The organism is Cyclobacteriaceae bacterium, from assembly GCA_030584025.1.
Taxonomy (GTDB): domain Bacteria; phylum Bacteroidota; class Bacteroidia; order Cytophagales; family Cyclobacteriaceae; genus UBA2336.
In genome coordinates this window covers 1,074,726-1,100,147 of record CP129487.1, presented here as the reverse complement: position 1 = coordinate 1,100,147, position 25,422 = coordinate 1,074,726, and the positions used below count along the sequence as shown (strand labels likewise).

General features: G+C 44.5%; 17 protein-coding genes. 12 read left to right on the top strand and 5 right to left on the bottom strand.

Features of this window, described 5'->3' with window-relative positions:
• Positions 1-46 precede the first annotated feature (46 nt).
• From QY309_05325 to QY309_05280, 10 genes are all read left to right on the top strand, one after another.
• On the top strand, positions 47-3,247 hold the full coding sequence (locus tag QY309_05325; protein ID WKZ60903.1) for a HEAT repeat domain-containing protein: 3,201 nt from the start codon (positions 47-49) through the stop codon (positions 3,245-3,247).
• A gap of 33 nt (positions 3,248-3,280) precedes the next feature.
• Positions 3,281-4,720 (top strand): hypothetical protein, encoded by a 1,440-nt coding sequence (locus QY309_05320; GenBank protein WKZ60902.1) that lies wholly within the window; start codon positions 3,281-3,283, stop codon positions 4,718-4,720.
• 70 nt (positions 4,721-4,790) lie between these two features.
• Positions 4,791-7,937, top strand: coding sequence for a High-affnity carbon uptake protein Hat/HatR (locus QY309_05315; GenBank protein WKZ60901.1), 3,147 nt, complete (start codon positions 4,791-4,793; stop codon positions 7,935-7,937).
• An 8-nt stretch (positions 7,938-7,945) separates the two neighbouring features.
• Positions 7,946-9,022 carry a porin family protein gene (locus QY309_05310; GenBank protein ID WKZ60900.1) on the top strand — a complete coding sequence of 359 codons (1,077 nt, stop codon included), beginning with the start codon at positions 7,946-7,948 and terminating at the stop codon, positions 9,020-9,022.
• Positions 9,019-10,362 (top strand): hypothetical protein, encoded by a 1,344-nt coding sequence (locus QY309_05305; protein ID WKZ60899.1) that lies wholly within the window; start codon positions 9,019-9,021, stop codon positions 10,360-10,362. The genes QY309_05310 and QY309_05305 overlap by 4 nt, the downstream gene beginning before the upstream one ends.
• 6 nt (positions 10,363-10,368) lie before the next feature.
• Positions 10,369-15,831: an Ig-like domain-containing protein gene (locus QY309_05300; GenBank protein ID WKZ60898.1), complete on the top strand. Its 5,463-nt coding sequence runs from the start codon at positions 10,369-10,371 to the stop codon at positions 15,829-15,831.
• 157 nt (positions 15,832-15,988) lie between these two features.
• Positions 15,989-16,807, top strand: a complete 819-nt coding sequence (locus QY309_05295; protein WKZ60897.1) for a TerC family protein — start codon at positions 15,989-15,991, stop codon at positions 16,805-16,807.
• Positions 16,800-17,312 (top strand): putative metal-dependent hydrolase, encoded by a 513-nt coding sequence (locus QY309_05290; GenBank protein WKZ60896.1) that lies wholly within the window; start codon positions 16,800-16,802, stop codon positions 17,310-17,312. Before QY309_05295 ends, QY309_05290 begins: the two co-directional genes overlap by 8 nt.
• Before the next feature lie 41 nt (positions 17,313-17,353).
• Positions 17,354-18,358, top strand: a complete 1,005-nt coding sequence (locus QY309_05285; GenBank protein ID WKZ60895.1) for an alpha/beta fold hydrolase — start codon at positions 17,354-17,356, stop codon at positions 18,356-18,358.
• A 155-nt stretch (positions 18,359-18,513) separates the two neighbouring features.
• Entirely contained in the window at positions 18,514-19,209 is a 696-nt protein-coding gene (locus QY309_05280; protein WKZ60894.1) for an SOS response-associated peptidase, read from the top strand.
• A gap of 38 nt (positions 19,210-19,247) precedes the next feature.
• Here QY309_05280 and QY309_05275 read toward each other — a convergent pair whose 3' ends face one another.
• From QY309_05275 to QY309_05260, 4 genes are all read right to left on the bottom strand, one after another.
• Complete coding sequence (locus tag QY309_05275) at positions 19,248-20,195, bottom strand: hypothetical protein (GenBank protein ID WKZ60893.1); 948 nt, start codon at positions 20,193-20,195, stop codon at positions 19,248-19,250.
• A 126-nt stretch (positions 20,196-20,321) separates the two neighbouring features.
• Positions 20,322-20,549: a hypothetical protein gene (locus tag QY309_05270; GenBank protein ID WKZ61727.1), complete on the bottom strand. Its 228-nt coding sequence runs from the start codon at positions 20,547-20,549 to the stop codon at positions 20,322-20,324.
• 1 nt (position 20,550) lies between these two features.
• Positions 20,551-22,539 (bottom strand): (E)-4-hydroxy-3-methylbut-2-enyl-diphosphate synthase, encoded by a 1,989-nt coding sequence (ispG, locus tag QY309_05265; GenBank protein WKZ60892.1) that lies wholly within the window; start codon positions 22,537-22,539, stop codon positions 20,551-20,553.
• A 62-nt stretch (positions 22,540-22,601) separates the two neighbouring features.
• Positions 22,602-23,300 carry an SDR family oxidoreductase gene (locus QY309_05260; protein ID WKZ60891.1) on the bottom strand — a complete coding sequence of 233 codons (699 nt, stop codon included), beginning with the start codon at positions 23,298-23,300 and terminating at the stop codon, positions 22,602-22,604.
• Positions 23,301-23,382: 82 nt separating this feature from the next.
• Between QY309_05260 and QY309_05255 the strand changes: the two genes are divergently transcribed.
• On the top strand, positions 23,383-24,129 hold the full coding sequence (locus QY309_05255) for an ABC transporter permease (GenBank protein ID WKZ60890.1): 747 nt from the start codon (positions 23,383-23,385) through the stop codon (positions 24,127-24,129).
• A complete protein-coding gene (locus QY309_05250; GenBank protein WKZ60889.1) occupies positions 24,126-24,887 on the top strand; it encodes an ATP-binding cassette domain-containing protein in 762 nt (253 codons plus the stop codon). Before QY309_05255 ends, QY309_05250 begins: the two co-directional genes overlap by 4 nt.
• Here the strand turns inward: QY309_05250 and QY309_05245 are convergent.
• Complete coding sequence (locus QY309_05245) at positions 24,884-25,420, bottom strand: DsrE family protein (GenBank protein ID WKZ60888.1); 537 nt, start codon at positions 25,418-25,420, stop codon at positions 24,884-24,886. The genes QY309_05250 and QY309_05245 overlap by 4 nt on opposite strands.
• Positions 25,421-25,422 lie beyond the last annotated feature (2 nt).

Genomic DNA, 25,422 nt, shown 5'->3' with positions numbered 1-25,422 from the left:
AAAGGTTATAAGAAACAACATTGCTTCAACCAGACCCCAAATAATAGTGAAACGCGGATTTCTAAGCAGAATCCTTGATCTGCAGGAAGGTGAAGAAGGAAGGGTTTTCCTTCTGCTGATTATGAGCTTCTTTATGGGAGCCTTCCTGGCCACCTTTACCGTTGCCGCCCAAACCCTGTTTTTGAACAACTTTGACGAAAAAAATGACCTTCCCGGGGCCTTTGCCATTGCCGGTGCCTTTGGCATTGTGGCCACGGTAAGCTATAACTTCCTGCAACGCAAAATCCGTTTTCAGTACCTGGCCGTACTCAGCTTACTTGTGGTTACAGCCGTAACCGCTGCCATCGAATTTGGTGATCTTTACTTTCCCGACAAGCAAACCATTTACTATTACGGATTCACCCAGCTTATCCCCTTCACGCTGATTATTCTGCTTGTGTTCTGGGGGGCGTTTAACCGACTATTCAATGTTCGGCAATCCAAGCGCTTATTGGGAACCGTTGACCAGGGAGCATTGGTAGCCTCTTTGATCTCATTCTTTGCCATTCCGGTTGTATTGCCTTACCTGCCGGGTGAAGGAAGCGACAAAGCTGAATCGCTGTATACCATTAGTCTCGTTAGTGTTATTTTGTTTACCGTAATGTTTATCGTTCTATCCACCAAATTTGGAGGAGAACGTTGGTCGCTTACGCAGGAACGACTCAAGAACCAAAAAGTAAGGGTAGTCGATTTTCTCAAAAACAAATACCTGATCCTACTCTCTTTATTCATTATCATTTCTATCGTATCGCTGAACTTCGTTGAGTATTCCTTTCTGAGTGTTTCAACCCAACGCTTCAAACCGGAAGAACTGGCAAACTTCCTGGCGTTATTCGAAGCTACCATTGTAATCTTTAGCTTTTTGTTTCAGGCCTTTGCGGCCGACCGGATAATGGTAGATTACGGGTTAAAGGTTTCCATTCTGGTAAACCCAATCCTAATCGCACTCTTTACTATTGGCGCACTCATCATCGGTTTAACATTTGGTTATACCGAAGCGAGTCCATCGTTTACTATATTCTTTGTAATGATTGCGATGAGTAAACTCTTCATCTACTCCACAAAAGAATCACTGGATGAACCCGCTTTTAAACTCTACCAGTTACCGGTGGATCCCAACATTAAAATTGATGTGCAGACAAAAATTGAAGGTTTTGTAACAGCCTTCGCTACCATGCTTGCCGGTGGTTTGATTTACCTGATTAACCGTGTACATATTTTCGATTTACTCTACATCACCATCTTTACCCTTCCGCTAATCGGTTTGTGGTACCTGGTGGGAAATAACATGTACACGAATTACAGGAACACCTTGAGAAAAACATTGATCCGAAACAAGTCGAAAGTTGAACATAAAATAGAACAGGAACTGACCGTAGACCGGGTGCTCGAACGTGAAATCACGAGTTCAGCAGAAGATAAAGTTTTGTATGGCTTACGCCTGATGGAAAAAATTGAGCCCGCGCTTTTTGAAAATGCCATCATCACGTTAACCAATAGCAATCACCAACACGTAAAGGCATTTGCCAACGAAAAAGTACAACAACTTGGTTTAGACAGAGACCCTTCAAAAGATCAGGATATCCGAACCCTTGCATCACAGGCCGCGAGTGAAACAGAAGCAAGTGACTTGCTTTCCATTTCCCCGGATAATCTAATGAAGCTGAGTAAATCTGTAAAACCAGCCGACCGGATGCTGGCCGCAAAACTTTTACGCAAACTTATCAGCCAGCGAACTATTTTTATTTTGCTTGAATTGCTTCGCGATGTAGACTACAACGTGCGCCATGAAGCCTTGAAAACTGCGCGTAAAGTAAAGCGACCTGAAACCTGGCCCACACTGATTGAACTGCTCTCCTCTCCTTCGTATTGCCATCAGGCTACAGCCGCACTGATTGAAGCAGGTGAACCCGTATTACCGGTGTTGGATACTGCCTTTCATAAATCCGGACAAAGCGACATTACCATGCTGCGCATTGTGCAGATTATCGGGCGTATTGGTGGCGATGCTGCGCTTGATCTGTTGTGGAAAAAAGCAGACTACCCCGATAAACGAATCGTAAACCAGATTCTCTATTCGCTTCGTTATGTAAACTACCGCGCAAGCGGCCGACAGGCTAACCAGGTAATGGATTTGCTTGAAGCAGAAATTGGAAAAAACCTCTGGAACCAGGCCGCCCTTCACGAATTACCACAACTGGAAAACTTCCAGTTATTAAGAAGCGCGATACGCGAAGAGATCAGGATCAATAATGATCAAATTACCATGCTGCTTTCGATTCTGTATGATCCGGAAGCGGTTCAACTCGTTCGTGAGAATATCGACTCAGGCGATCCGAATGGCGTAGCCTATGCACTCGAATTAATGGACTTATTCGTAGATCAGGATCTGAAACCAAAACTTTTCCCGTTGTATGATGACATTCCCGTTCCGCGTAAGCTTGAATTGTTACAGATTTATTTCCCGCGTGAAAGCTACAACCCCGTACAGGTAATCAATTATATTTTGAATCGCGACTTCAACCTGAATAATCGCTGGACAAAAGTCTGTGCTGCCTATACTTCAGCCTACATACCCGAATTCAGGGTTAGCCGAGGCTTGATTGCCCAGATGTTCAATCGCGATAAACTTTTGCAGGAAACTGCCGCATGGGTTATTTATAATAAGGACAAAAGTATCTACAATACCATTTCAGAACGCTTACCCGATCGTGATAAACGTTACCTCGACTCAGCCATTGAAAACAATGAGTTGTTGGATGGCTTGAATGATGGCTTCTTCCTGGGCATAGAAATGATTCTATTCCTGAAGCAATTGCCGGAATTCAAAGGAATCAGCGGTGTACTATTGGCTGATCTGTTTGATAAAATTTTACCATACGATCTGGCTCGGGGAGAAAGGGTTGGATTGGGTTCTCACGAACAGAACAATCCAATCTTTATTGTCGCGCATGGCGAAATAATGCTGAAGGAAAAAGGCGAGACACGCTTTACCCTGAAGCCAGGCGATGTATTCGGAGATTTGTTTAGCAAAAACAGGAACGGATTAAACCTCGATACACTCGAAGCCGTTGAACGCTCCGTGGTATTTCGCATTGATTTGCTCGATTTTTATTTTGTAATAGCCAACCATCATGAGATGGTAGAGAAAATTATTCGTAACGCAACAGAAGAAACAGAAGATATAATTGAACAATCCAACCCTTAAACTTTACACTTCAGAATTTGAACCACCACTACGATGAACCTTGAAATAGATGTACTGATTATTTACTCGGATAAGGACAACGAAACCGCTGGCGGACAATCCGGTTGGGTAACCCAGTTCAAAAAATTCCTCGACCTGATGCTCACGCAAGTGTTGGGATCAAAACCAAACATCTTACTCAAGAGCGAGTATGACAACATGGTTTCGCCCAAACTTGACAATGCAGCAACATTGGTGAGTATACTCTCTCCAGACTTTATTCAATCCGGTCAATGCCTGGATAACCTCGAGGCATTCTATCAGGCGGCAGAAGCCAGTGGCAAAAACCACAACCGTGTGTTTAAAGTTTTCAAAAATCCATTAAGTGTTCAGGAACAACCGCCACGCCTGCGCGAACTCATCGGCTATGAAATGTACCAACTTGATTCAGAGACGGGTGAAGTACGTGAGTACACCGATTACTTCAGCTCGGAAGCTGAACGCCAATATTGGATGAAGATGGTGGATCTTGCCTACGACATCTATGACACCCTGCTTCAATTAAAAGGTACAGAAGCAAAAGGTGAAGTGAAAAACATTTACAAACGCAAAACCATTTACCTGGCTGAAACCGGGCACGACCTTTCTGTACAACGCAACATCATCAAACGTGAACTGCAGCGGCATGGATACATTGTAACGCCAACCCAAACCCTGCCGGGCAATATTCACGACATAGAAAAGATGGTGAAGCGCGACCTGGAAGAAGCCAGCCTCTCCATTCACCTGATCGGAGCTGCCTATGGTGAAATACCTGACGGCTCCGATCGGTCTATTGTTGATTTGCAAAACCGTTTTGCCGCAGAAAAAAGTCAGCGTGTAGGTAAGGAACATTTCACACGCCTGATCTGGATTTCACCCGTGCTTATCAACGCCAGCGAACGTCAGCGATCATTTATTGATAACCTGAAACGCGATACCGATGCGCAGGAAGGAGCTGAAATTCTACAAACTCCGCTTGAAGATTTCAAAAACATCATGCGTGAAGAATTGCTGGAAGCCGATGAGAAAAAAGCGCTGGAGGAAACCGGTGGTAAATCCGTTTACCTCGTTCACGATCGGGTTGATCATCAGGAAGTAAAACCCATTATTGAAGCCATCGAAAAAAATGGATATAAGGTATTGATGCCTGCATTTGAAGGCGAACTGCTTGACCTTCGCCAAAAGCACATCAACAACCTGCGCAACTTTGATACAGCCATTATCTATAAAGGAAAAGTGAACGATCAATGGGTGCGGATGAAGGTGTTGGACTTATTAAAGGCACCGGGTTTTGGAAGAAAGAAACCCATTAAAGGAAAAGCCGTACTGACCAGCATCAACTCAGGCTTAAACCTGGATGCCTTCAAGAATCAAAACCTGCGCGTGGTTCAGGCAGATCCACGCGATGTTGCTGATAAAATAAAATCGTTGTTGGAAGAATTTAATAACTAAAATATACGCTACACGCTTGAAGCCTGAGGTTTAAAGCGTGTAGCGAAAAAGATCCTTAATCAAAACGTCTATGCCACAATACGTTGACGAAAAGGTGTCGGTGCTAAACCCGTTTCCGGGTTTGCGCCCCTTCAAAATTGAAGAGAGCCACCTGTTCTTTGGCCGGGAAGGCCAAAGCGATGAAGTGCTCCTGAAACTTTCCAAAAACCGGTTTGTAGGTGTGATCGGTCCTTCTGGAAGCGGTAAGTCATCCTTTATATATTGTGGTGTGCTGCCTATTTTATATGGCGGCTTTTTAACTGATGCCAGTCCGAATTGGGAAGTTGTGGTAACCCGCCCGGGTGCCGGCCCCATTGATAACCTGGCGGAGTCTTTATTAAAGAGCAATCCAGAATATCAGGAGGCTGAAGTTGAGGAACAAAAAATCAAGCGTACCATTTTCTCTACACTGTTGCGAAGCAGCTCATTGGGATTGGTGGAAGCTGTTGAACAATCACGAAGATCAGCCGATGTTAATTATTTAATCCTGGTCGATCAGTTTGAAGAACTCTTTCGCTTTAAGGACAGCACCGATCCGAATTCGGTAAACGAAACGCTGGCCTTTGTAAACCTGTTGATGGAGGCGGTGAATTATCCGGATGCACCGATTTATGTGGCCATTACCATGCGTTCGGATTTCATTGGCGACTGTGCACAATTTCCAGAGCTGACCCGTAAAATCAACGACAGCCACTACCTGATTCCACAACTTACGCGTGACCAGAAACGCAGGGCCATTGAAGGACCTGTAGCTGTAGGTAGCGCTACCATCACACCCCGATTGGTTCAGCAACTGTTGAATGATCTGGGCGACAACCCCGATCAGTTACCCATTCTGCAACACGCGCTTATGCGTACGTGGAGTTACTGGGCCAACTACCGCGATTACGAAGAAGAACCGCTCGACTTAAAACATTACGAAGCCATCGGTACCATGTCGGAGGCGTTGAGTATGCACGCCAACGAAGCCTATGACGAACTCACGGAATCACAAAAACACATTTGCGAAGTACTCTTTAAAGCGATTACCGAAAAGAGAGGTGAGAACTTTGGCATACGCAGGCCAACACGCTTAAATGAAATTGCCGCCATTGCCGATTGCTCGGAAGAAGAAGTGGCCGAAGTGATTGAAAAATTCCGGGAGCCCGGCCGCTCTTTATTAACACCGGCACATGGCACGCCCCTCTCCTCCAAATCCATGGTGGATATTTCGCATGAAAGCCTCATGCGCATTTGGGTGCGGTTGAAAAACTGGGTGGACGATGAAGCTGATGCCGTACAAATGTATTCGCGTTTGGCCGAAGCAGCAGCTATGTACCAGGTGGGCAAAGCCGGTTTATGGCGCCCACCCGATTTGCAATTGGCGTTAAACTGGTTAGCGAAACACAAGCCTACCTTGGTGTGGGGCCAGCGTTACAACCCCGCATTTGAACGAACGATGATCTTTCTCGAATACTCGAGAAAAGAATTTGAAACCGAACAGCGCATACGCGAACTGGAGCAGAAGCGTAAACTGCAACGCGCGAGGATTACGGCTTTGGTGTTTGGTACGCTTACTGTAATTGCGCTACTATTTTTGGTTTATGCGTTTATTCAGAAAGCTGAGGCTGAGGATCAACGCAACAGAGCTGATGATGAAAGACAGCGCGCAGAAGATAACTATTTAGAAGCTGAAAAAGCTCGTGCAGTTGCAGCAGAAGAACGCGACAAGGCTATTGCTGCTCAGAAAGCTGCTGAGGACGCAAAACTAGCGGAAGAACAACAGCGTATAAAAGCTGAAGAAAACGAACGAATCGCTAGAGAGCAAGAAGCTGAAGCTCAGAAACAAAGATTACGGGCACTAACAAATGAAAAATTAGCAAAAGACAATGAACAGATTGCTTTAACAGAAAAAGAACGTGCCGAACGTAATGCTGCAGAGGCTTTACGCCAACGCTACATCGCACAAGCAAAGGCTATGGCGCTTAAATCGGTTGAATTGAGTAACGACCTCCAGCTTGAAGGCCTGATGGCGCAGCAAGCCTATCTGTTCAACACCAAATATGGTGGTGAAGCGTACGATAACGATATCTACAACGGACTATTCTTTGCGTTACGCAATAACGAACATCCCTTAACCAACAGTCTGGCTGGCCATGACTATGGAAATGCCCGTACGATGGTTACCCATCGTGGTGATTCACATATCTATACAGGCGGAAGCGATGGCAAAATCATTCGCTGGAATAACGAAGGAGGCATATGGAGGCCTTCGGAAATGGTTCCTGCTCGCAATACGTACCAGGTCTATAGTATGGATATCAACGCAGACGAAACGTTACTAGCTGCAGCCGGATTGCATACACCCAATGAGTTGGAAAACTACATTGAGTTGTATTCGTTCGATAACATGAAGGCTGCCCCACGCAAGATTACCGGGTTCCGCTATAGTATTGAAAACATTCACTTCACGCCTGATGGCAAGGGCTTATATGCACGCGACAACGGTGGGCACAGCATCAAGTTCTCTGATTTTACCACTACAAAAGAAGTGATCAAGCCAACTGTAAAAATTAACTCCACTGATTTAAGAGCCGATGGATTAAAACTGGCAGGCGCAGGAAATGACGGCATATTATACATCTGGGATGTCCGCGATAACTACAAGGCCACTGAAATCAAATTAGGGGGAAGCCTCACTTCGGTAACATGGCATCCAACCGAAGATTTGCTTGTGGTTGGTGATAACCTGGGATTGATCAGGCTTATCAAAAACGGAATTGTGGTGCGTACACTATCAGGTCACCGTGGACCGATTGAACAAATCAAATACAACCACAGTGCTACCTTCTTTGCTTCAGCCAGTAAAGACCGCACCGTACGCCTGTGGAACGTAAGTAAACTCACTATACCTCCCATTGAATTAAAAGATCACCTCGATTGGGTGTGGACACTTACCTTTTCACCTGACGATGAACAAATCATGGTGGGCTTGCAGAGTTCACAACAAACCATCGATCGGGATAAACTACGCAATGAAGCGAGTATCCGTGCGTATCCCACAAAAATTGCAACCATGTCGGATATTTTGTGTGAGAAGTACATAAAAGAAAATATGACGAAAGAAGATTGGGAAACTTACGTACCCGGTCTTGACTATGAATCTACTTGTCCGAATTATCCACCCAACAATAAGTAATTGAACGCATGAAAAGACTTCTACCCCTCACACTCTTACTTACTGCTGTTGGATTTGGATATGTCCACGCACAGGATTGTGCCCAAACGTTACGCCTGGCACGGGCTACGTATGAGCAGGGCCGCTTACGTGAAATTGAAGGGCAATTAAAAACTTGTTTGGAGGGCGGCTTTAAAAAAACAGAGAAGCAACTAAAAGTTGAAGCCTATAAGCTGCTAACCTTAAGCTACATCTACCTGGAAGAACCTGAGAAAGCCGATCAGGCGATGCTGAACCTAAAACTTACCGACCCGTATTACGAACCCAACCCTGCTGTTGATCCGGCAGAGTTTGTAGCATTGTATAATTCGTTCAGAAAAGATCCGATCTATAGAATTGGTGTTCGACTTGGCGGCAATTTCAGCAGGCCAAATGTTCGTGAATTAAATACCGCGATTGTATTAGGTCCCGATAGCGAATATAAATCGCAGTTTGCCTTGCATGTAGGCGCAGCTATCGATCTCCCCATAAAAGAACGGCTTACGCTTCACGGAGAAATTTTATTTGCTCCACATAAATTTGAAATTGATCAAAAAGTAATCCGGGGAACTGATCCCGATACCGGAGAGGAATTAACCAATGGATTTGAAGGCATTGAAACACAAAACTGGCTGGAAGTACCGTTAGGGATCGAATATAACTTTCTTAAAAGTACATCAAGAATTGATGAACGATACCACCCGTATGTAGGTGCAGGAGTTGTTATTGGCTACTTGCTTCCAACGCCCTCCATAACCGCAGTGCGAACCCGCGATGATGAAGCGTCCATTCCTGAGTCTGGGATTGATCTTGATCGGGAATCGATAAATATCAGCGCGTATGTCTCAGCCGGAATCAAAAGCAAGATTGCATCCGGCAGGCTGGTGATTGAAGTTCGGTATCAGCAGGGACTAACCAACATCAGTTCACCCGAAACCGCTTATAGCAATCAAAAGCTAATATGGGAGTACGGTTATGCTGACTCCATTTTTAATCTAAATGCATTTTCAATCAATGCGTCCTACATGCAGGATATCTTCAAACCCAAAAAAATCAGACATAAATGAGATCCTACTTTTTAAATACGATTTTATTCATTGGGTTAATGGTTAGTGTGGTGACCTGTACCAACCTGGAGGATGCCAAACCGTCCGGGCGATCAACGTATGTTAAATTTTTTGAGTTTGCTGAAAGTGCATTTGCCGCAGATATTGAACCCATACCCGGAGGAAGTTTTGTGGTACTCATTAATACAACTATTGAATTTACGGATAGTACAGCGCAACTCGCACAGGTCCTTGAAGTAGATGCAAACGGAAACCTGATTGCCACCCGAAGTACCATCCCCAACTTTATCGGAAAATCCATTAAACCAATCATCATCAATAACCAGGTTACCAACTACATTGTGGTGAGCGACAGTACTTCTGTAGATCCCTCCGCTGAAATAGCGGCCAACGTAGTTACATCAGCCCTACGCCTTCAGGTTTACGACAATCAGTTTTCAATCATTAACGATACCATCATTTTCAATAACAATGAAGCCATTAAGCCCGACTTTTTTGGTGGTCCTGTTGCTGCCAATGAAAATGGAGACTTTGTTGTATTAACTTCTTTTAAAGGAAGTGTGCAAAATCAGGTAAATGCGCCTGAGCAGCAACGCTTAATCGGCTTTAACAGCCAAACACAAACGTTTTGGGTAAAAGATATTCCCTTGCTGGATCAAACCTTCCAACTTTCAAAAAGTATCCATTACTACAGGGACACTATTATTTGGGCAAGTGCGGTATCAGATATTGTAGGTGATTTTAATACCAGCTATGTGGCTATACCAGTAGTTGAACCCAACACAGACCCCATCAACTTTGACCGTATCGGAGAAAATAGCCTTCAGTTATTTGTTCCGACAGACATTGCTCAATCTAAATTTCCTGAATTAGGATATGGCATTATCGGAACCTATAGCGAAACAACCAATGGCCAAAAAGGGAACCTTTTTTTTCTGCGCGTCCGTCCGAACGGAAATATCTACCCTCAAAGCGATCGGTACTTTGATGCCATTGAATCCTTTAAACCCGATTCAACAGACATTTTCAAAAACCTATCCTCCATTGTAGATGAAGGCAGCGCCATCTGCAGCACCACGGATGGCGGCTTCTTATTGGCTGGAAGTTTCTCGACCACTCCACAAAAAGGTAATGGCGGAAAAGACATGCTCTTGATAAAAGTAGATGCCTTTGGAAACATGATTTGGCGAAAAACATTAGGGGGTACAGGTGATGAAACCGTTACAGCTGTGTTGGAAAGAGAGAACGAAAACTTGATTGTGTTTGGAACAAATACACAAGGCAATTATAGCTCCATCTTTATGATGCGCATGGATAAAAATGGTGAATTGAATAAGTAACAGACTATGAAGAAGGCTTTATCGATACTCACATACAGCATACTCTTACTCCCGCTAATGGCATGGGCTCAACCGGAGCCTACAAACCATGTTACCGGGTTTACAGCCACAGCCACCAGCCCAACGGCAATTTCCTTGTCGTGGACGGACGCTGTCCCTGGTAGTAATGCTCCTGAATTCTATTTGATTCTGGGAAGGAAATTACCAGGTGGTGTTTTTGCAACCGTTCCCGATCAAGACACAGAAGTACCGGCTGATGCAGACTGGAGTGATGATAATTTTGCCGCCATTGTTGCTTATGGAGACCCTGATGCATTGAATGTGACAGGACTCGACCCCGAATCAGAATATGAATTTGCCATTTATCCGTATCAACGAACAGGCGGTTCGGGAGGTAGTTCAGACTATAAGGAAACAGGAGCTCCCACTGCAAGTGATTTTACGTTTTCAACAGCACCTTCCGGACATTCCACAACCTTCACAGCAACGCTTGATGGAAACACCACCATTGACCTTGCCTTTGATGCTGCGAACACACTGACCGATGCGGATGGCTATGTGATTTACCGAAGACCGGGCAGTTCGGCAACGCTTACCGGGTTAAATGATGGGACTGCTGCACCCGGTACTTTAGGCGGAACCACAACCCTGGTATACACCACCAATAATTCAGAAACTACATACTCCGATACCGGACTTGACGGAGGCGTAACCTATCACTATGTATTGGTGCCCTTCAATTACAATGGTGCAGATGATGATACCTATAATTATTTAACTGATGGCTCGGAACCGCGCGCCAATGCCACCACAGTTTTGGTCATCACCATGGCGCAGATTTCCGGTGGCGGAAGTAACATCGCTGTCAGTCCATTGAACAGTGGTGCCACTGACCAGGCTATTCTGGGTTTTTCCATTACTACCAACGGCCCGACAACATTTAACGCCATTAATATCGATGTATCTACAACACCGGTTGGCAAATTTACCAACCCCCGTTTGTTCAAATCTGCTAATGCATCCTTTGGTGGTGATATAAGCATCCGTACGGGTGCATTATCGGGCTCTCAAATCAATTATGCGGCATCCATCAACGATAACTTAACCGCTGGAACAACCAACTATTTTGTAGTAGTGGATGTTGCGGCATCTGTAAACGGTGCTACACCCAGCATTCAACCTTCCTTCTCGGAGAGTGATGTCACGTTTACATCCGGTAGTACAGCAGCCATAACGGTGACCGGTATTGATTATTCCTTTGCTGATGTCAGTCCACCAATCATTGTATCAGAAACCCCAGCCGACAATGCCACCAATGTACCTGTTGGCCTGAATACATTAACCATCACCTTCAACGAAGATGTGGTGTATGATGGCGACAACGCAGATGCAGATGAAATGATAAGGATTCGCGATATTGATAATACTACTTTCATCGATACCATCGAAGTGGCCAATGTAAGTGTTGCTGGTAATGTGGTAACCATAACATTTAGCGCAGCATTAGACCCCGATACCGATTACGCAATTCGGATAGGCAGTTCGGTGTTTAGGGACGCAAATAATAATTATTTTCCAGGCATTACCAATAACTCTGATTGGAACTTTGAAACAGAGCCACCACCATCCATTTCTGGTTACTCTGCGGACCCGACCTGTATGGGTGAAACGATTACCATAAATGGTACGGGTTTCGGTGGTACAACACCGACCGTTACGGTTAATGGTATTAATGTAGTTCCACTTGGTAGTACCGCAACTACAATTACCATTGTTGTACCTACGACAACATCTGGTAATGCGACCGTGGTTGTTACCAATACCGGTAATGGCTTAAATGACTCAGACAATACCTTAACCTTGAAAGAAGCTGTTGCCGCCAACCTGCCACTTTCCACAAATCCAGCTACACCAGTTGTTTCTCAAAATTACTCCATTGTGGTTTCCAATAGCCAACCAACGGTGAACTACCGCGTTCGTGAATTACCGGCAGGTTTTGCCGGTGGTACAACCCCGGGTAATGGTGGTGATTTAAGTTTAGGGAACTTTAATAAAGGAGCACCGGGAACCTTTCAATATGAAGTTCAGGCGCAATCAACGGGTTGTACTACGCGTACTTACGGACCGTTAGCTGTAGTAATTGCAAGTTTACTTGCTGATGCAGGACCAGACAAGACAATTTGCGCTGGGGATACAGTTTCTATTGGTGGAAATCCTACAGCGTCAGGCGGAACGGGCTTTCATCAAATAACATGGACTGCTCTTGATCCTGACCCTAGTCTTTCCGGTCAAAATGCATTTTCGAACCCTCGGGTTGCACCCTCGGCTACTACGAGATACAGGGTTGTTGTCGATGACAGTTCTCCCGCAACTCCAAGCGTAGATACTGTAGTAATTACCGTTAATCAGCCTACTCCACAAAACCTTCTTGAAATTCAATTAAATCCTACTAAGCCTAATGATATATATCAAAAAGATGATGAACCAGTTCAGTTGAACTATACTTTAAATGGCATACCAGGTGGATTTGCAGGTAATACAAGATTTGAAGGCCCTGGTGTCAACAGTACTTCGAATCCAAAATACTTTTATCCAAATGCTGGAAATGTTGGAAACAATGAGATTGTACTTTTTTTTGAGAATAACCAACAATGCATAACTACTGATACTGTAATTGTATTTGTACGAGATAACAATGTTTTTCTGACAGGATTAGACCCTCAGTATTGTGAAGGTGATATCGATAATAATTTAACAATCCAAACACCAGTAACATATCTTCCATTCAAATTTGATTTCGGTATTTTTGGAGGAGTCTTCTACATCCCTGGAATTAGATACATATATCAACCACCAAATGTCCGACTTCGGAATACTGACAATGGTACTCTCATCACTGCTCCAGGCGCATTTACGGTTTCAGGAGCTGGATCTCGAGATGTCGACCTAAACACAGAATTAACAGGTGCCGGATCGAGAGCTTTCGAAATTAAATACTTAATTCAAAGATTAGCATATAATGATCTTGATCCTGCAAATCCGATTGTTACTGATACTTCTTCCCAATTCATTCAAATACCATTCTTTGTTATTCCTAAACCAGTCATTACAAATAGAATAGAATCTTCCTATTGTGTCGATCAAACCCCATTTATATTAAACGTAAGTCCGGTGGGTGGATCTTTTACAATAAATGGAAACCCAGGAGGCGCAACATTCGATCCCGCTACCACTGGCTATCCTGATAATGTACCAATTTCCTATACCTATCAAGACCCTGAAACAACATGTGAGAACACTATTAACCACGTTATTACAATTAATCGATTGCCAGGTTTGGATATAGATTTTGAAAACGGATGTGAGGATGAACCAATTGCATTTACACCGGTATTTGACAACCCAAATGGAATTAATTTTCGGTATGATTTAGATGTTGGATCAAGTAGAGTGTTTAAAGTGGATAATAATACACCTCAAACATTCTTTAATTCCTACTCAGTTCCTTCAAATTATGAAATAGTATTGACTGTTACTACTGCCGCTGGTTGTGATACTGAAGTTGATGAAACGCTTATCATTGGTGAAACACCTGATGTTTCATTAAACTGGTCGAACGTTTGTGATGGTGATCAAACACGTTTTGCCTTAGCTTCTAATTTCTTTGATACCAAATTAAGTGATCTTGACAGTGTACTGTGGTTCTTTGGGGACACAGATGAACTTAAAGTTAAAAGCCCAGCCTTTTCAGATTCTGTCACCTCTCACTTATATTCTCAGACTGGAAATTATATAGGTGTTGTAGGTCTTAAAACAGATTTAGGTTGCGCGCAATACGATACTGTTTCAGTTTACAAAGTCAAAAAACAACTCGTGAATCAAGCGAGTGAATACCTCGAAAATTTTGACACAACGTTTGTGGCACAAGGTTGGCTAACGGGTGGAGAAAATACATCTTGGGCCTGGGGCATACCAAGTGACAGTTTAATCAATGATGATTCAGGAGGAGGTGGTGCTGCCTGGGTTACTGATCTTGGTGGTGTCTACAATACCAACGAAGACTCCTGGGTGCATAGCCCGTGTTTTGACTTGACCGAAATTAAACGTCCATACCTGCAATTTGATTTCCGTTCGCTCACGCGGGCCCTGGCCGATGGAGCCGTGTTGCAATACAATTATCAAAATACCACGGATGATGAAACCGATTGGATTCGCGTGGATGCCCCCAACGATACCGAAAACTGGTATAATGGTTCGGGTATCGCCAGCAATCCAGGTAACCAAAGTGTATTGCAACGGGGGTGGACAGGCTTGATAGACACCACAGCGTGGCGTACCACGGTTATCGCGTTGGATAATGTGGTGCAATCCATTCCCGCAAACCGCAGAGACCGCGTTCGATTCCGGTTTGCCTTTTCCTCACTGGCACAACAGAACACCATCCAACCACAGTTTGAAGGATTTGCCTTTGATAATTTTGAAATTGGTGAGCGCGACCGCGTGGTGCTGATCGAACAGTTTACCAACAACGGCTCTATCAATAATAGCCCCGCTGAACCAAACCGTGCAAGCAACACAGCCTTGAACACCTTTATAAACTCAGGAAATGGAGAAGCGGTGAAACTGGAGTATCACGTTGGCTTCCCAGGCCCGAATATGGATCCCTTGTACCTGAATAACGAGCAGGATATGAATGCGCGTGCGGCATTCTATGGTGTAGTGAATACACCCACTACCTTTGTAAATGCCAATACCGGCAACCTGGCCAGCATTTTCCAGAATGAAACCCTGCGTGCGGCACAAGTTACCATTGACACCATTTATACAACCAACACTCCGGCAGATCAGTTGAATGTAACGGTCAGGTTCACGGCCAACCGTCCGTTGCCCGCCAATACCCGGTTACATATTGCCGCCATTGAAACGCTTATCGATACGACCGCTGCACACGGCACCAATGGGGAAACTTCCTACCAATACGTGGTGCGCAAGTTAATTCCCAATGCGTTGGGTACCGTTTTCACCCAACCCATACCCCGCGATTCATCACGCACCGTAAGCGTATCGTGGACGCCAAAAGCGTATCGGTTAAATCGCTTAGGGATCATTGCCTTTGTCCAGAATGGCAGGGAAATCTACCAGGCACGCATGGATACTACGTTGCAGTACATACCACCAGCCAATTTGATTACCGGTATTGAATATCCTGCCTTTGCCGAAAAAATCCTCATCTACCCCAACCCCGCCAACCGCGAGGTTAATGTGGTGTTGCCGGAAAGAACCCTCACCCCTATTGCCCTTAACCTGATAGATGCCCATGGCCGCACGGTACATACCAATGGCTTCGCAACCGGGGAGCAACAGAAAACCCTTGATACCAGCGAGCTGGCTTCGGGGCTTTACATTTTGCAATTCAACACCCAACAGGGTGTGGTGCGCAAAAAGGTGATGGTGGTGCATGAGAAATAACCATGCAACAACCTTACAAATCCGGAATCCAATTCCGGATTTGTAAACCCGGTTGGTAGTCAGGCTTTTACATTAAACATTATCGGGTTAAAACACCGTTCGCCCATTGCAGGTGTACCCTACTTCCCCTATTTTTAACCCTCCAAAATCCCCTTGAATGGAAATTTTCTTACATGCCGAAACCTGGCTTGCCCTGCTCACCCTCACCTTCTTTGAAATTATACTAGGCGTTGATAACATCATCTTCATCTCCATTATCTCCAACCGGCTCCCGGTGGAAATGCGTGCAAAAACACGCAATATGGGCCTTATGCTGGCCATGGGGGTGCGCATTGTACTGTTGCTGGGCATTACCTGGGTAATTGGCTTTGTTGAACCCCTGTTTACCGTAGGTGATATTTTACCCCAATTCTTACATCGCTTTGTAGACCCTGAACATGGATTCAGCGGCCGGGATATGATCCTTGGTTTTGGCGGACTTTTCCTCATTGCCAAGAGTACCCGCGAAATCAATCATGAAATTGAAGGCGAAGAAGATGAGGTTAACCCATCTATGAAACCCAAGGTGAATGTTTCAGGTATCATCCTCCAGATCATTCTTATCGACATCATCTTCTCTTTCGATTCTATTCTCACTGCCGTGGGCCTAACCAAGCAGGTAACGCTGATGATCATTGCCGTTATTATTTCCATTGGTATTATGATGGTTTTTGCCGGTAGAATCAGCGAGTTCATCAACAAGCATCCATCCATGGAAGTGTTGGCGCTCGGCTTTTTAATTTTGATCGGTTTTATGTTGTTCCTGGAAGGATTACACTACGAAATTCCGAAAGGGTACATCTACTTTGCGGTAGCGTTTTCCTTGCTGATTGAGATGGTGAACATTCGCATTCGAAACCGGGAAAAACGAAAACGGGAAAAAGCGCGGGAGGAACGAAAAGCGAAAGAAGAAAAAATTAAAGAAACACATGCCTGATATCGATCGCCAATACCCGATTGGAAAATTTACACCCAAGGAAACGTACACCACAGACGAATTAACATCGCTGATCAACACCCTTGAAGCACTGCCAGAAAAACTGGACGCAGTCTATAAATCGTTAACCCTTCAACAATTGGATCAACCCTATCGCACGGGTGGGTGGACAGCCAGGCAGGTTATTCATCATCTTGCGGATAGCCACATGAATGCCTACATCCGTTGCAAATGGATGCTCACGGAAGAAACGCCACTCATCAAAGCGTACCATGAAAAAGCATGGGCCGAAACACCCGAAACAAAAGCAGACCCCAAACTTTCGATTGACCTGATCAAAGTACTTCACAAAAAATGGGTGGTTTTACTTCGCGCCTTAACTGAATCTGATTTAAAAAAATCATTCATTCACCCGGAAACACAAAAACACGTTCGCTTCGACAGACTTGTTGCACTGTATGCATGGCATGGCGAGCACCATCTGGGGCATTTGAAGTTGATTTAGGATTTAGGATTTAGGATTTTAGATTCCAGATTGAAGATTTTATGACAACTGAAATTGCCTCGGGTCAAACTCCAAAATCGACAATCCAAAATCCAAAATTGAACTACACTCCTCCCTTTCTCCTATTCAATCCCCACCTGGAAACCATATACCCGGCCCTGGTTAGAAGGGTGTCGCTTCAACCGTATATACGTGAACGGATCACAACACCGGACAACGATTTTCTTGACCTCGATTGGTTGAGACAAAATTCATCCAAGCTGGTCATCATTTCACATGGACTGGAGGGCAACACACAGCGTGCTTATATAAAAGGAATGGCCCGGATTTTTTTTCAAAACGGTTTTGATGTGCTCACCTGGAACTATCGCGGTTGCAGTGAGGAAATGAACAGGCAATTGCGGTTTTATCATAGTGGCGCTACGGATGACTTGAACACAGTTGTTGAACATGCCTTAAGTCAACAAATGCATCAGGAGATTTACCTGGTGGGCTTTAGCCTGGGTGGAAACCTGACGCTTAAATACCTTGGCGAAAGTCGTGCACGCACACCACTGATTAAAAAAGCCGTTGCGTTTTCTGTTCCGGTTGATCTGCACACAAGCTGTTTGCAAATCTCCAAACCCGGCAACTGGGTATACTCCAATCGCTTCCTTAAAAGTTTAAAGAAGAAGGTACTTCAGAAAGCGCAATCGATAAAAGAACTGGATACACAAGGGATTGATCGCGTAAAAACACTGATGGAATTTGATGACCATTTCACCGGGCCGGTACACGGTTTTAAAAATGCACTCGACTACTACGAAAAATCCAGTGCGATAAAATACATGGCCGGCATTTCTGTGCCAACCCTGATGGTCAACGCTAAAAATGATCCCTTTCTGAGTCCGGAGTGTTTTCCCGTTGAGCAATTCAGGCAGCATAGCTTCATTCAAATCGAAACTCCAAAACATGGCGGACATGTGGGCTTCGCACGATTTAATAGTGATAATATTTATTGGTCGGAGGAGCGTGCGTTGAGGTTTATTGCGGACAATCAAACATGACCGTTCCCTAGTCAGACTTCGACTTGCTCAGACTGACATAGAGGTTAATTGTCATGCTGAGCCCAGTCGAAGCATGACGAACTCCTCACCAACCTGCTTCGTATCACAGAACTGATCAAAAAGTATTAACTTGGAACATCTGTTTCTAATTCCCCATGCTTGAACGCTACAGTTTAACCGCAACCGCAGATGAAGTAGCCGAGCGATTCGCTGCTGATGTACCCGAGTTTTATAAACCCCGGTATAATGCAGCGCCTACCCAACTGTTACCGGTTATTACCAGTGCTGATCCGCATGGTCTATCGTTATTCTATTGGGGCCGGCCTCCGCAATTCGCCAAGAACAGATCACTAAGCGAAAAAATCATAAACCTGAGGCAGGAAAACATCATGGAACGTCCGGTAGTTAAAAAGGCTTTGATGAAATACCGTTGTATTGTTCCGGCCGATGGATTTTATGCATGGAAAAAGTTGGGGAAAAAAACAGCCATACCCTACCGGTTTACCGCTACTGAAAAGTTATTTTCATTTGCGGGCATGTGGGAGGAATTTGAAGATGAAGGAGGCGCCATGGTACACACCTTCACGATTATTACTCTTCCCGCCAATGATGCCGTAAATAAAATTACTGATCGCATGCCCATGATCCTCGATAAAAGACTGGAAGCTATCTGGCTGAACCCAGCAGCATCAGAGTCAACTATACTGAATGCCTTAATCCCCTACCCGTCTGATAAACTTGAATTGTACCCGGTTTCTCCACGCATTAATGAAACCAAGCTGGATGTACCTTCCTTGATCATCCCCACTCCGCCTGCCGATCAACATGGCAACCTGACCTTGTTTGATTAATTTGTTTTGTCAACTGTCAATTGATGCTCATCAATTGATTAAAAACCATCATCCTCCTCTTCATCTTTTTTGGCAGGCTCTTCTTCGGGTTGAGGGGTTGTCTTTTTCTTTTTTGCAGCTTTATCTTTTTTCTTGAATAAGTTCAACCCTAAACCTTTCTTCTTTTTGGCAGGCGCCTCTTCGGCTACGGTCGTATCCCGAGGCGCATCATCGAATTCATCAAAATTAAATTCATCCATATCGGCTGATTGCTGGCGGGTAGAATCTGCTTCAACTGGCTTAGGCTTCTTCTTGAAAATATTTTTGAAAAATCCTTTCAACCCTTTCTTCTCTTTCTTCTTAGCCGCACGCGCTTTCTCTTCACCAATCTTCTTGGCCAGTTGTACATCCGGCAATACCAATACATCGCGTAAGTACCACATGTAGTTATCCTGCTCTACATTAAATCCAATTTCCTGAACATGATACTGTGGCTTTGCCGGAACACCCGGAACATATACCCGATCATATCTTCCCGTTGTGGAGTCATACGCAATGCTATCGCGATACGCATATTTCAATACACGCACTTCTCGATCTACGCTGATTACATATTCCGTTGGTTGTGCTTCAACAGTATCAGCAGGTTGAGTATCCACCACATACGTACTGTCGATAATGGATCGTGCAGCCGCATCCAATTCAGATGCAAGTGCTTCATCCCCCATCAGGATTGAATCCGGAACAACCGGGTTAACCGGTTTCATCACCACGGTTTGAAGGCTGCGGTTCTTTTTCTTGTAGGAGGTCGGTTCCGCAATAAGGAATTTGTTCTTACTGGCCGTTAAAACCTTTGGCGTTGAATCAGGGTTGAAATAGCTGTATTTCTGCCGTAAGGATTCCTTATCGTATATATACGCACTTTGATAGGCAGGGCAAATTACCTTTTGTGTGCAGGCACTCAAAAGCAGGGTAACTCCAACTACGACAAGAAAAGCCCTGACCATTTTATAGGTAATCTGACAAAAATAACGATTTTAAGCAGAAGTAATCCCAATTCGGGTTGAAATGTAACCTGCTGATTATCAAATTATTCGAGCCAAAACCCTGCTATGTGGGTTCCGGCTGGTAACTCAATAACCAAAGAAATAACGCTTAAGGATGATCAACAGACATACCAAAAACATAAGAATGGAGATTTTATTGATGGTATGCATGGCCCGTATGTTGAAACTGCTGGGGCGTGAGGGATCCTTCTTGCGGAAGAAGTAACCCAAGACTTCATTCATTTGAAAAAACTCCTTCAAGCGATTACCGGTTTTAGGAGGTGTATTTGGGGTGGTCTCGTTTGTCTTATCCATCTCAGTCATGTTCAACAGTTTCGGGTTGAAACCAGTTTCCGTCTTCTTTAATTAATCCAATCAGTTCATCTACTGCATGTACAGAAGGTACATTTCGCTTCACCACTTCTTTACCACGATACAACGTTATGCGTCCTGGTCCAGAGCCAACATAACCGTAATCTGCATCAGCCATTTCGCCTGGGCCATTCACAATGCAGCCCATGATCCCGATCTTCACGCCTTTCAGGTGATCGGTACGCTTGCGAATCATGGCGGTAGTCTCTTGTAAATCAAATAGTGTTCGACCACATGATGGACAAGAAATGTATTCCGTCTTCGACATGCGGTTGCGTGTTGCCTGTAAAATTCCAAATGAGGTTTTGTTGGCGATATCAGCCCAACGCAATTGTTCATCTTTACCTGAAATCCCTGTAACACTTGTCATGATACCATCACCAAAGCCATCGATGAACAAGCCTCCGGCATCGGTGGCAGCATATATACGGAAATTATCTTCCGAAACTGCAGGATACGTTCGCTGAATAACTACAGGCACATCAATGTCCTGCTGCACAAGTTCAAAAAATATTCTTCGAAGCTCGGCCATCGCGTGTTGGTTTTCACTGTACACGACTGCAACAAGCTTTGGAGTATTTTTCAACAATGCAATAAGTGATTCATTCATGTGCTGAATGGAGAATCGAACAAAATTTATTTCAGCATGTAGCGTTTCTGCTGTCAACAACTCATCTGGTTTGAACAGGGGCAGTTTATTAATCTTGTCTTCTGATTTTATCCATGCTGCGTAGTCACGAATCTCTTTCAGTCCATTGGGCAACATGAAATCAATAGGACGATTTCCGGTATAGACATAATCTGCACCTTGGTCATTCATGCGCCATTTGTCAGGCTCCGGAAGATAGAAATGCCCGATGCACTTTAAATCCTTATAATCGTTGATGTGTATCTCACTTAAATCAGCAATTACCCGAGGCACATGATGACCTCCGCCAAAATTACTTACCTCGCGTGTTGCTCTTCTGTTATACACAAACGGATTAATGGGAGATTCAGCAACCTCGGGTATGGGTTCGTGATTTGAACGGTGCGCATACCTGTCCACCATAATCTTTGCCACAGGCGCTTCCACTTCTGGCTCTTCGGTTAACGAAACACGCACCGTATCACCCAAGCCATCTTCCAGCAACGTGCCAATGCCCACAGCAGATTTAATTCGACCATCTTCACCATCGCCCGCTTCGGTTACACCCAAATGTAATGGATAAGGTTTCAGTCCTTCTTCATCCAGCTTTTGCACCAATAAGCGATAGGCCTGCACCATCACTTGTGGATTGCTGGCCTTCATGGAAAGCACAATGTTGTAGTATTGCAAATCTTCGCAAATGCGCAAAAACTCAAGCGCTGACTCCACCATACCGAGTGGTGTATCGCCATAACGGCTCATAATTCTGTCAGACAGTGAACCGTGATTGGTACCGATTCGCATAGCGGTACCGTACTCTTTACAAATCTTTACAAGTGGCGTAAATTTCTTTCGGATGCGATCCAACTCTTCCTGATAAGCAGAGTCGGTATACTCAATTGTCTCGAACCGTTTTTTATCGGCATAGTTACCCGGATTAACGCGCACTTTCTCAACAATTCTGGCGGCTAGCTCTGCTGCGTTGGGTGTAAAATGAATATCGGCAATAAGCGGCACGGTGTATCCGCGCTTACGCAATTCCTTTTTTATCTCATCCAGGTTTTGCGCCTCTTTTATGCTTGGTGCCGTTATCCGAACGTATTCGCATCCTGCCTCAACCATACGGATGGTTTGCTCCACAGAACCTTTTGTATCCATGGTGTCTATAGTGGTCATGGATTGAATGCGAATCGGGTGATTTGCACCCATGGGCACATCGCCTATCGTAACTTCAATAGACTTTCTGCGGCTATACTTTACCAGGCTGTTGCAATATTGCTTAATGGTGGCTATTTCAGGGCTCACGGAATGAATTTTAATGCAAATTTAACCCTAAACCGGGGGATTTTGTTTCGAATACCGGAAAATCAAATATCGCCCAATTGGGGGCGGATAATCAGCTCCTCCACCACACTTCGGCTGGAAAGGGCATGCGAGGCATAGATCATATCCGCCACATCCTCCACCTTCATAAAACGATCATCAGGCAGATCAACCCCTTCCCAGCTGGCCGTTAATGTAGCCCCGGGCATCACGGCCGTAACCCGTATTCCATGCGGCTTCAATTCTTCGCGCAGGCATTTGGTCATACCCAGCATGGCAAATTTGGTAATGGCATACGACCCCCCATTTGGATAGGCCTTTATGCTGGCAATGGAGCAAATATTGAAAATGTGCCCCATGCGGTTTTCTTTCATAGCAGGCAGTAATCCACGTGTAACGTGATACGCGCTATACAGATTTGCCTCTATCATGGCCTCCAGGGCCCCTTCGGCTTCCGTGGAGATTTCTCCCGGGATAAAATAGCCTGCATTATTTACCAATACATCAACCGGTCTGTTCAATGTGTTTACAAAATCACAGAAAGCGGTTACCTGTTTGCGCTGCGATACATCGGCTTGTAAGATATGAACCTCTCCCTTTGAAGATTGCGCATCCTTTAGTTGCTCAAGGTCACTCAGTTTGCGCGCACAGGTGGCTACATCAAAGCCCTGATCCATGAATTTTTCAATCACGGCCCTTCCAATACCTTTTGTACCGCCTGTAATCACCAATAGTTTACGCATATCAATAGGAGTATTATATTTGGTATCTTTGGCAAGATAGTGATAAGACTGTAAGAATGCTGATTTACTCACCTGATACTGCATGGGCTTTCTAAAGGAAATCGGGAAATATTTCATGTTTCTCGGGAATCTGTTTGTTAACCGGGAATCGTTCAAAACGCACTATAAGCTGGTTGTTGATGAATGCCTGTTGATTGGTGTCGACTCTATTCTGCTCTTCGTTCTTGTATCCACCTTTATTGGTGCGGTGTCAACTGTGCAAACGGCCTTTAACCTGGTGGCTCCATACATTCCGAAATACGTAATATCACAAGTAGTACGTGAAATGACGGTGCTTGAATTAGCCCCTACCGTAATGGCTATTGTATATGCCGGAAAAGTTGGATCCAGCATGTCGGGTAACCTAGGTACCATGCGCATTACCGAGCAAATAGATGCGCTGGAAGTAATGGGTATCAACTCAATAAACTATTTGGTACTTCCAAAAATTATTGCTTCCCTGCTGATGTACCCTATGCTGGTAATTGTTTCAGGAGTTTGCGCACTAACTGGAGGTTACCTGGTTGGGGTAATAACCGGTATTCTTGCACCTACGGAATACATTTATGGTATTCGTTATTTATTCAACGAATTCACTGTCACATTTGCACTCATCAAAGCCATCACCTTCGGGTTTTTGGTGGCGTCCATTTCCTCATACAAAGGTTACTACACAACGGGCGGTGCACTTGAAGTCGGCATTTCAAGTACAAAAGCAGTAACCACCAGCGTTATCGCCATTCTGTTAGCTGATTATGTTCTAGCACAACTCTTACTTTCTCCGGCATGATCGAGATTCAGCATATATCAAAATCATTTGGCGATAAACGAATACTCAAAGACATCAGTGGCGTATTCGAAAAAGGTAAACCCAATTTGATCATTGGAGCTTCCGGAACAGGTAAAAGTGTTTTACTGAAGTGCATTGTTGAATTGGTTAAACCCGATGAAGGTTACGTATTTTTTGATAATCGAAATTTTACAGAAGCAAGCCGTAGTCAGAAGATTGACATCAGGCGTGAAATCGGTATGCTGTTTCAGGGAGGGGCACTATTTGATTCCAAAACGGTAGAAGAAAACGTTCGGTTTCCGTTAGACATGTTGGCCGTTATGCCAAAAGATGAAAAAACAGATAGGGTTAACCTGGTGCTAAACCGTGTGGGGCTAAAAAATGCAAATAAAAAAATGCCTTCCGAACTTAGCGGTGGCATGCGAAAGCGGGTGGGAATTGCACGGGCTATTGTAAACAGTCCTAAATATTTGTTTTGTGATGAACCAAACTCCGGATTAGATCCTCAAACCTCCATTCTGATCGATGAACTGATTCACTCCATCACCTCCGATTACGAAACAACCACCATTGTTGTGACACACGACATGAACTCCGTGATGGGCATTGGAGAAAACATCACGTTCTTGTATCAGGGAGATAAGCTTTGGGAAGGCGGTAAGGATGATATTACGCACTCAGGAGTAAAAGAGCTGGATGATTTCGTGTTTGCCAACAAAGTCATGATCGCCATGCGTGATCAAAATGCCAACCCCTAAAATTTAAACCAGGCATAGCCCTTCAATTGGTGTGTAGTTAATACCGTAAGCATGGAAGTCGCAATTTGTATTTCCGGAGTGATGTCCTTCCGATCTATGTTCCGCGCAATCAATGACTGTCCGCAAACAAAAAGTTTAACACCAGCACGCTGCAATTCCTGATATAACCCAAGGTTTGGATTCTTGGTTTTATACTTTTCTTTATAGGCCGAGTTGTTTAAAATGGTATAGGCAGCCTCATTGTGCACGGCCACTACAACATGAATCTTTTCTTTCGGAACACCGGCAGAGGCATGCAGGTTGATCATCCGGGCAATATTGTTCAGGCCCAGGTTTAATTCTGAAGGATCAGCGCTGCCACCTGCCAGGTCAATTACAATTTTATACTCAAGGGTTGGGTCTGGCTTCTCAACGGCATCGGGTATCTCAAAAATTCCACCGTAGCTGGGGATTACCGGGAACACTCGTTCCTGTGCGGATGCACAAACGGATATCATCATCAGGCATGTTGAGATCAATAACTTCAACTTCATAG

Bases quoted from the DNA above. Each gene is read 5' to 3' on its own strand.
- QY309_05300 (WKZ60898.1), top strand. From the start codon at position 10,369: ATGAAGAAGGCTTTATCGATACTCACATACAGCATACTCTTACTCCCG.
- QY309_05275 (WKZ60893.1), bottom strand. From the start codon at position 20,195: ATGGTCAGGGCTTTTCTTGTCGTAGTTGGAGTTACCCTGCTTTTGAGT.
- QY309_05285 (WKZ60895.1), top strand. From the start codon at position 17,354: ATGACAACTGAAATTGCCTCGGGTCAAACTCCAAAATCGACAATCCAA.
- QY309_05280 (WKZ60894.1), top strand. From the start codon at position 18,514: ATGCTTGAACGCTACAGTTTAACCGCAACCGCAGATGAAGTAGCCGAG.
- QY309_05305 (WKZ60899.1), top strand. From the start codon at position 9,019: ATGAGATCCTACTTTTTAAATACGATTTTATTCATTGGGTTAATGGTT.
- QY309_05315 (WKZ60901.1), top strand. From the start codon at position 4,791: ATGCCACAATACGTTGACGAAAAGGTGTCGGTGCTAAACCCGTTTCCG.
- QY309_05260 (WKZ60891.1), bottom strand. From the start codon at position 23,300: ATGCGTAAACTATTGGTGATTACAGGCGGTACAAAAGGTATTGGAAGG.
- QY309_05255 (WKZ60890.1), top strand. From the start codon at position 23,383: ATGGGCTTTCTAAAGGAAATCGGGAAATATTTCATGTTTCTCGGGAAT.
- QY309_05320 (WKZ60902.1), top strand. From the start codon at position 3,281: ATGAACCTTGAAATAGATGTACTGATTATTTACTCGGATAAGGACAAC.
- QY309_05250 (WKZ60889.1), top strand. From the start codon at position 24,126: ATGATCGAGATTCAGCATATATCAAAATCATTTGGCGATAAACGAATA.
- QY309_05245 (WKZ60888.1), bottom strand. From the start codon at position 25,420: ATGAAGTTGAAGTTATTGATCTCAACATGCCTGATGATGATATCCGTT.
- QY309_05270 (WKZ61727.1), bottom strand. From the start codon at position 20,549: ATGGATAAGACAAACGAGACCACCCCAAATACACCTCCTAAAACCGGT.
- QY309_05310 (WKZ60900.1), top strand. From the start codon at position 7,946: ATGAAAAGACTTCTACCCCTCACACTCTTACTTACTGCTGTTGGATTT.
- QY309_05290 (WKZ60896.1), top strand. From the start codon at position 16,800: ATGCCTGATATCGATCGCCAATACCCGATTGGAAAATTTACACCCAAG.
- QY309_05295 (WKZ60897.1), top strand. From the start codon at position 15,989: ATGGAAATTTTCTTACATGCCGAAACCTGGCTTGCCCTGCTCACCCTC.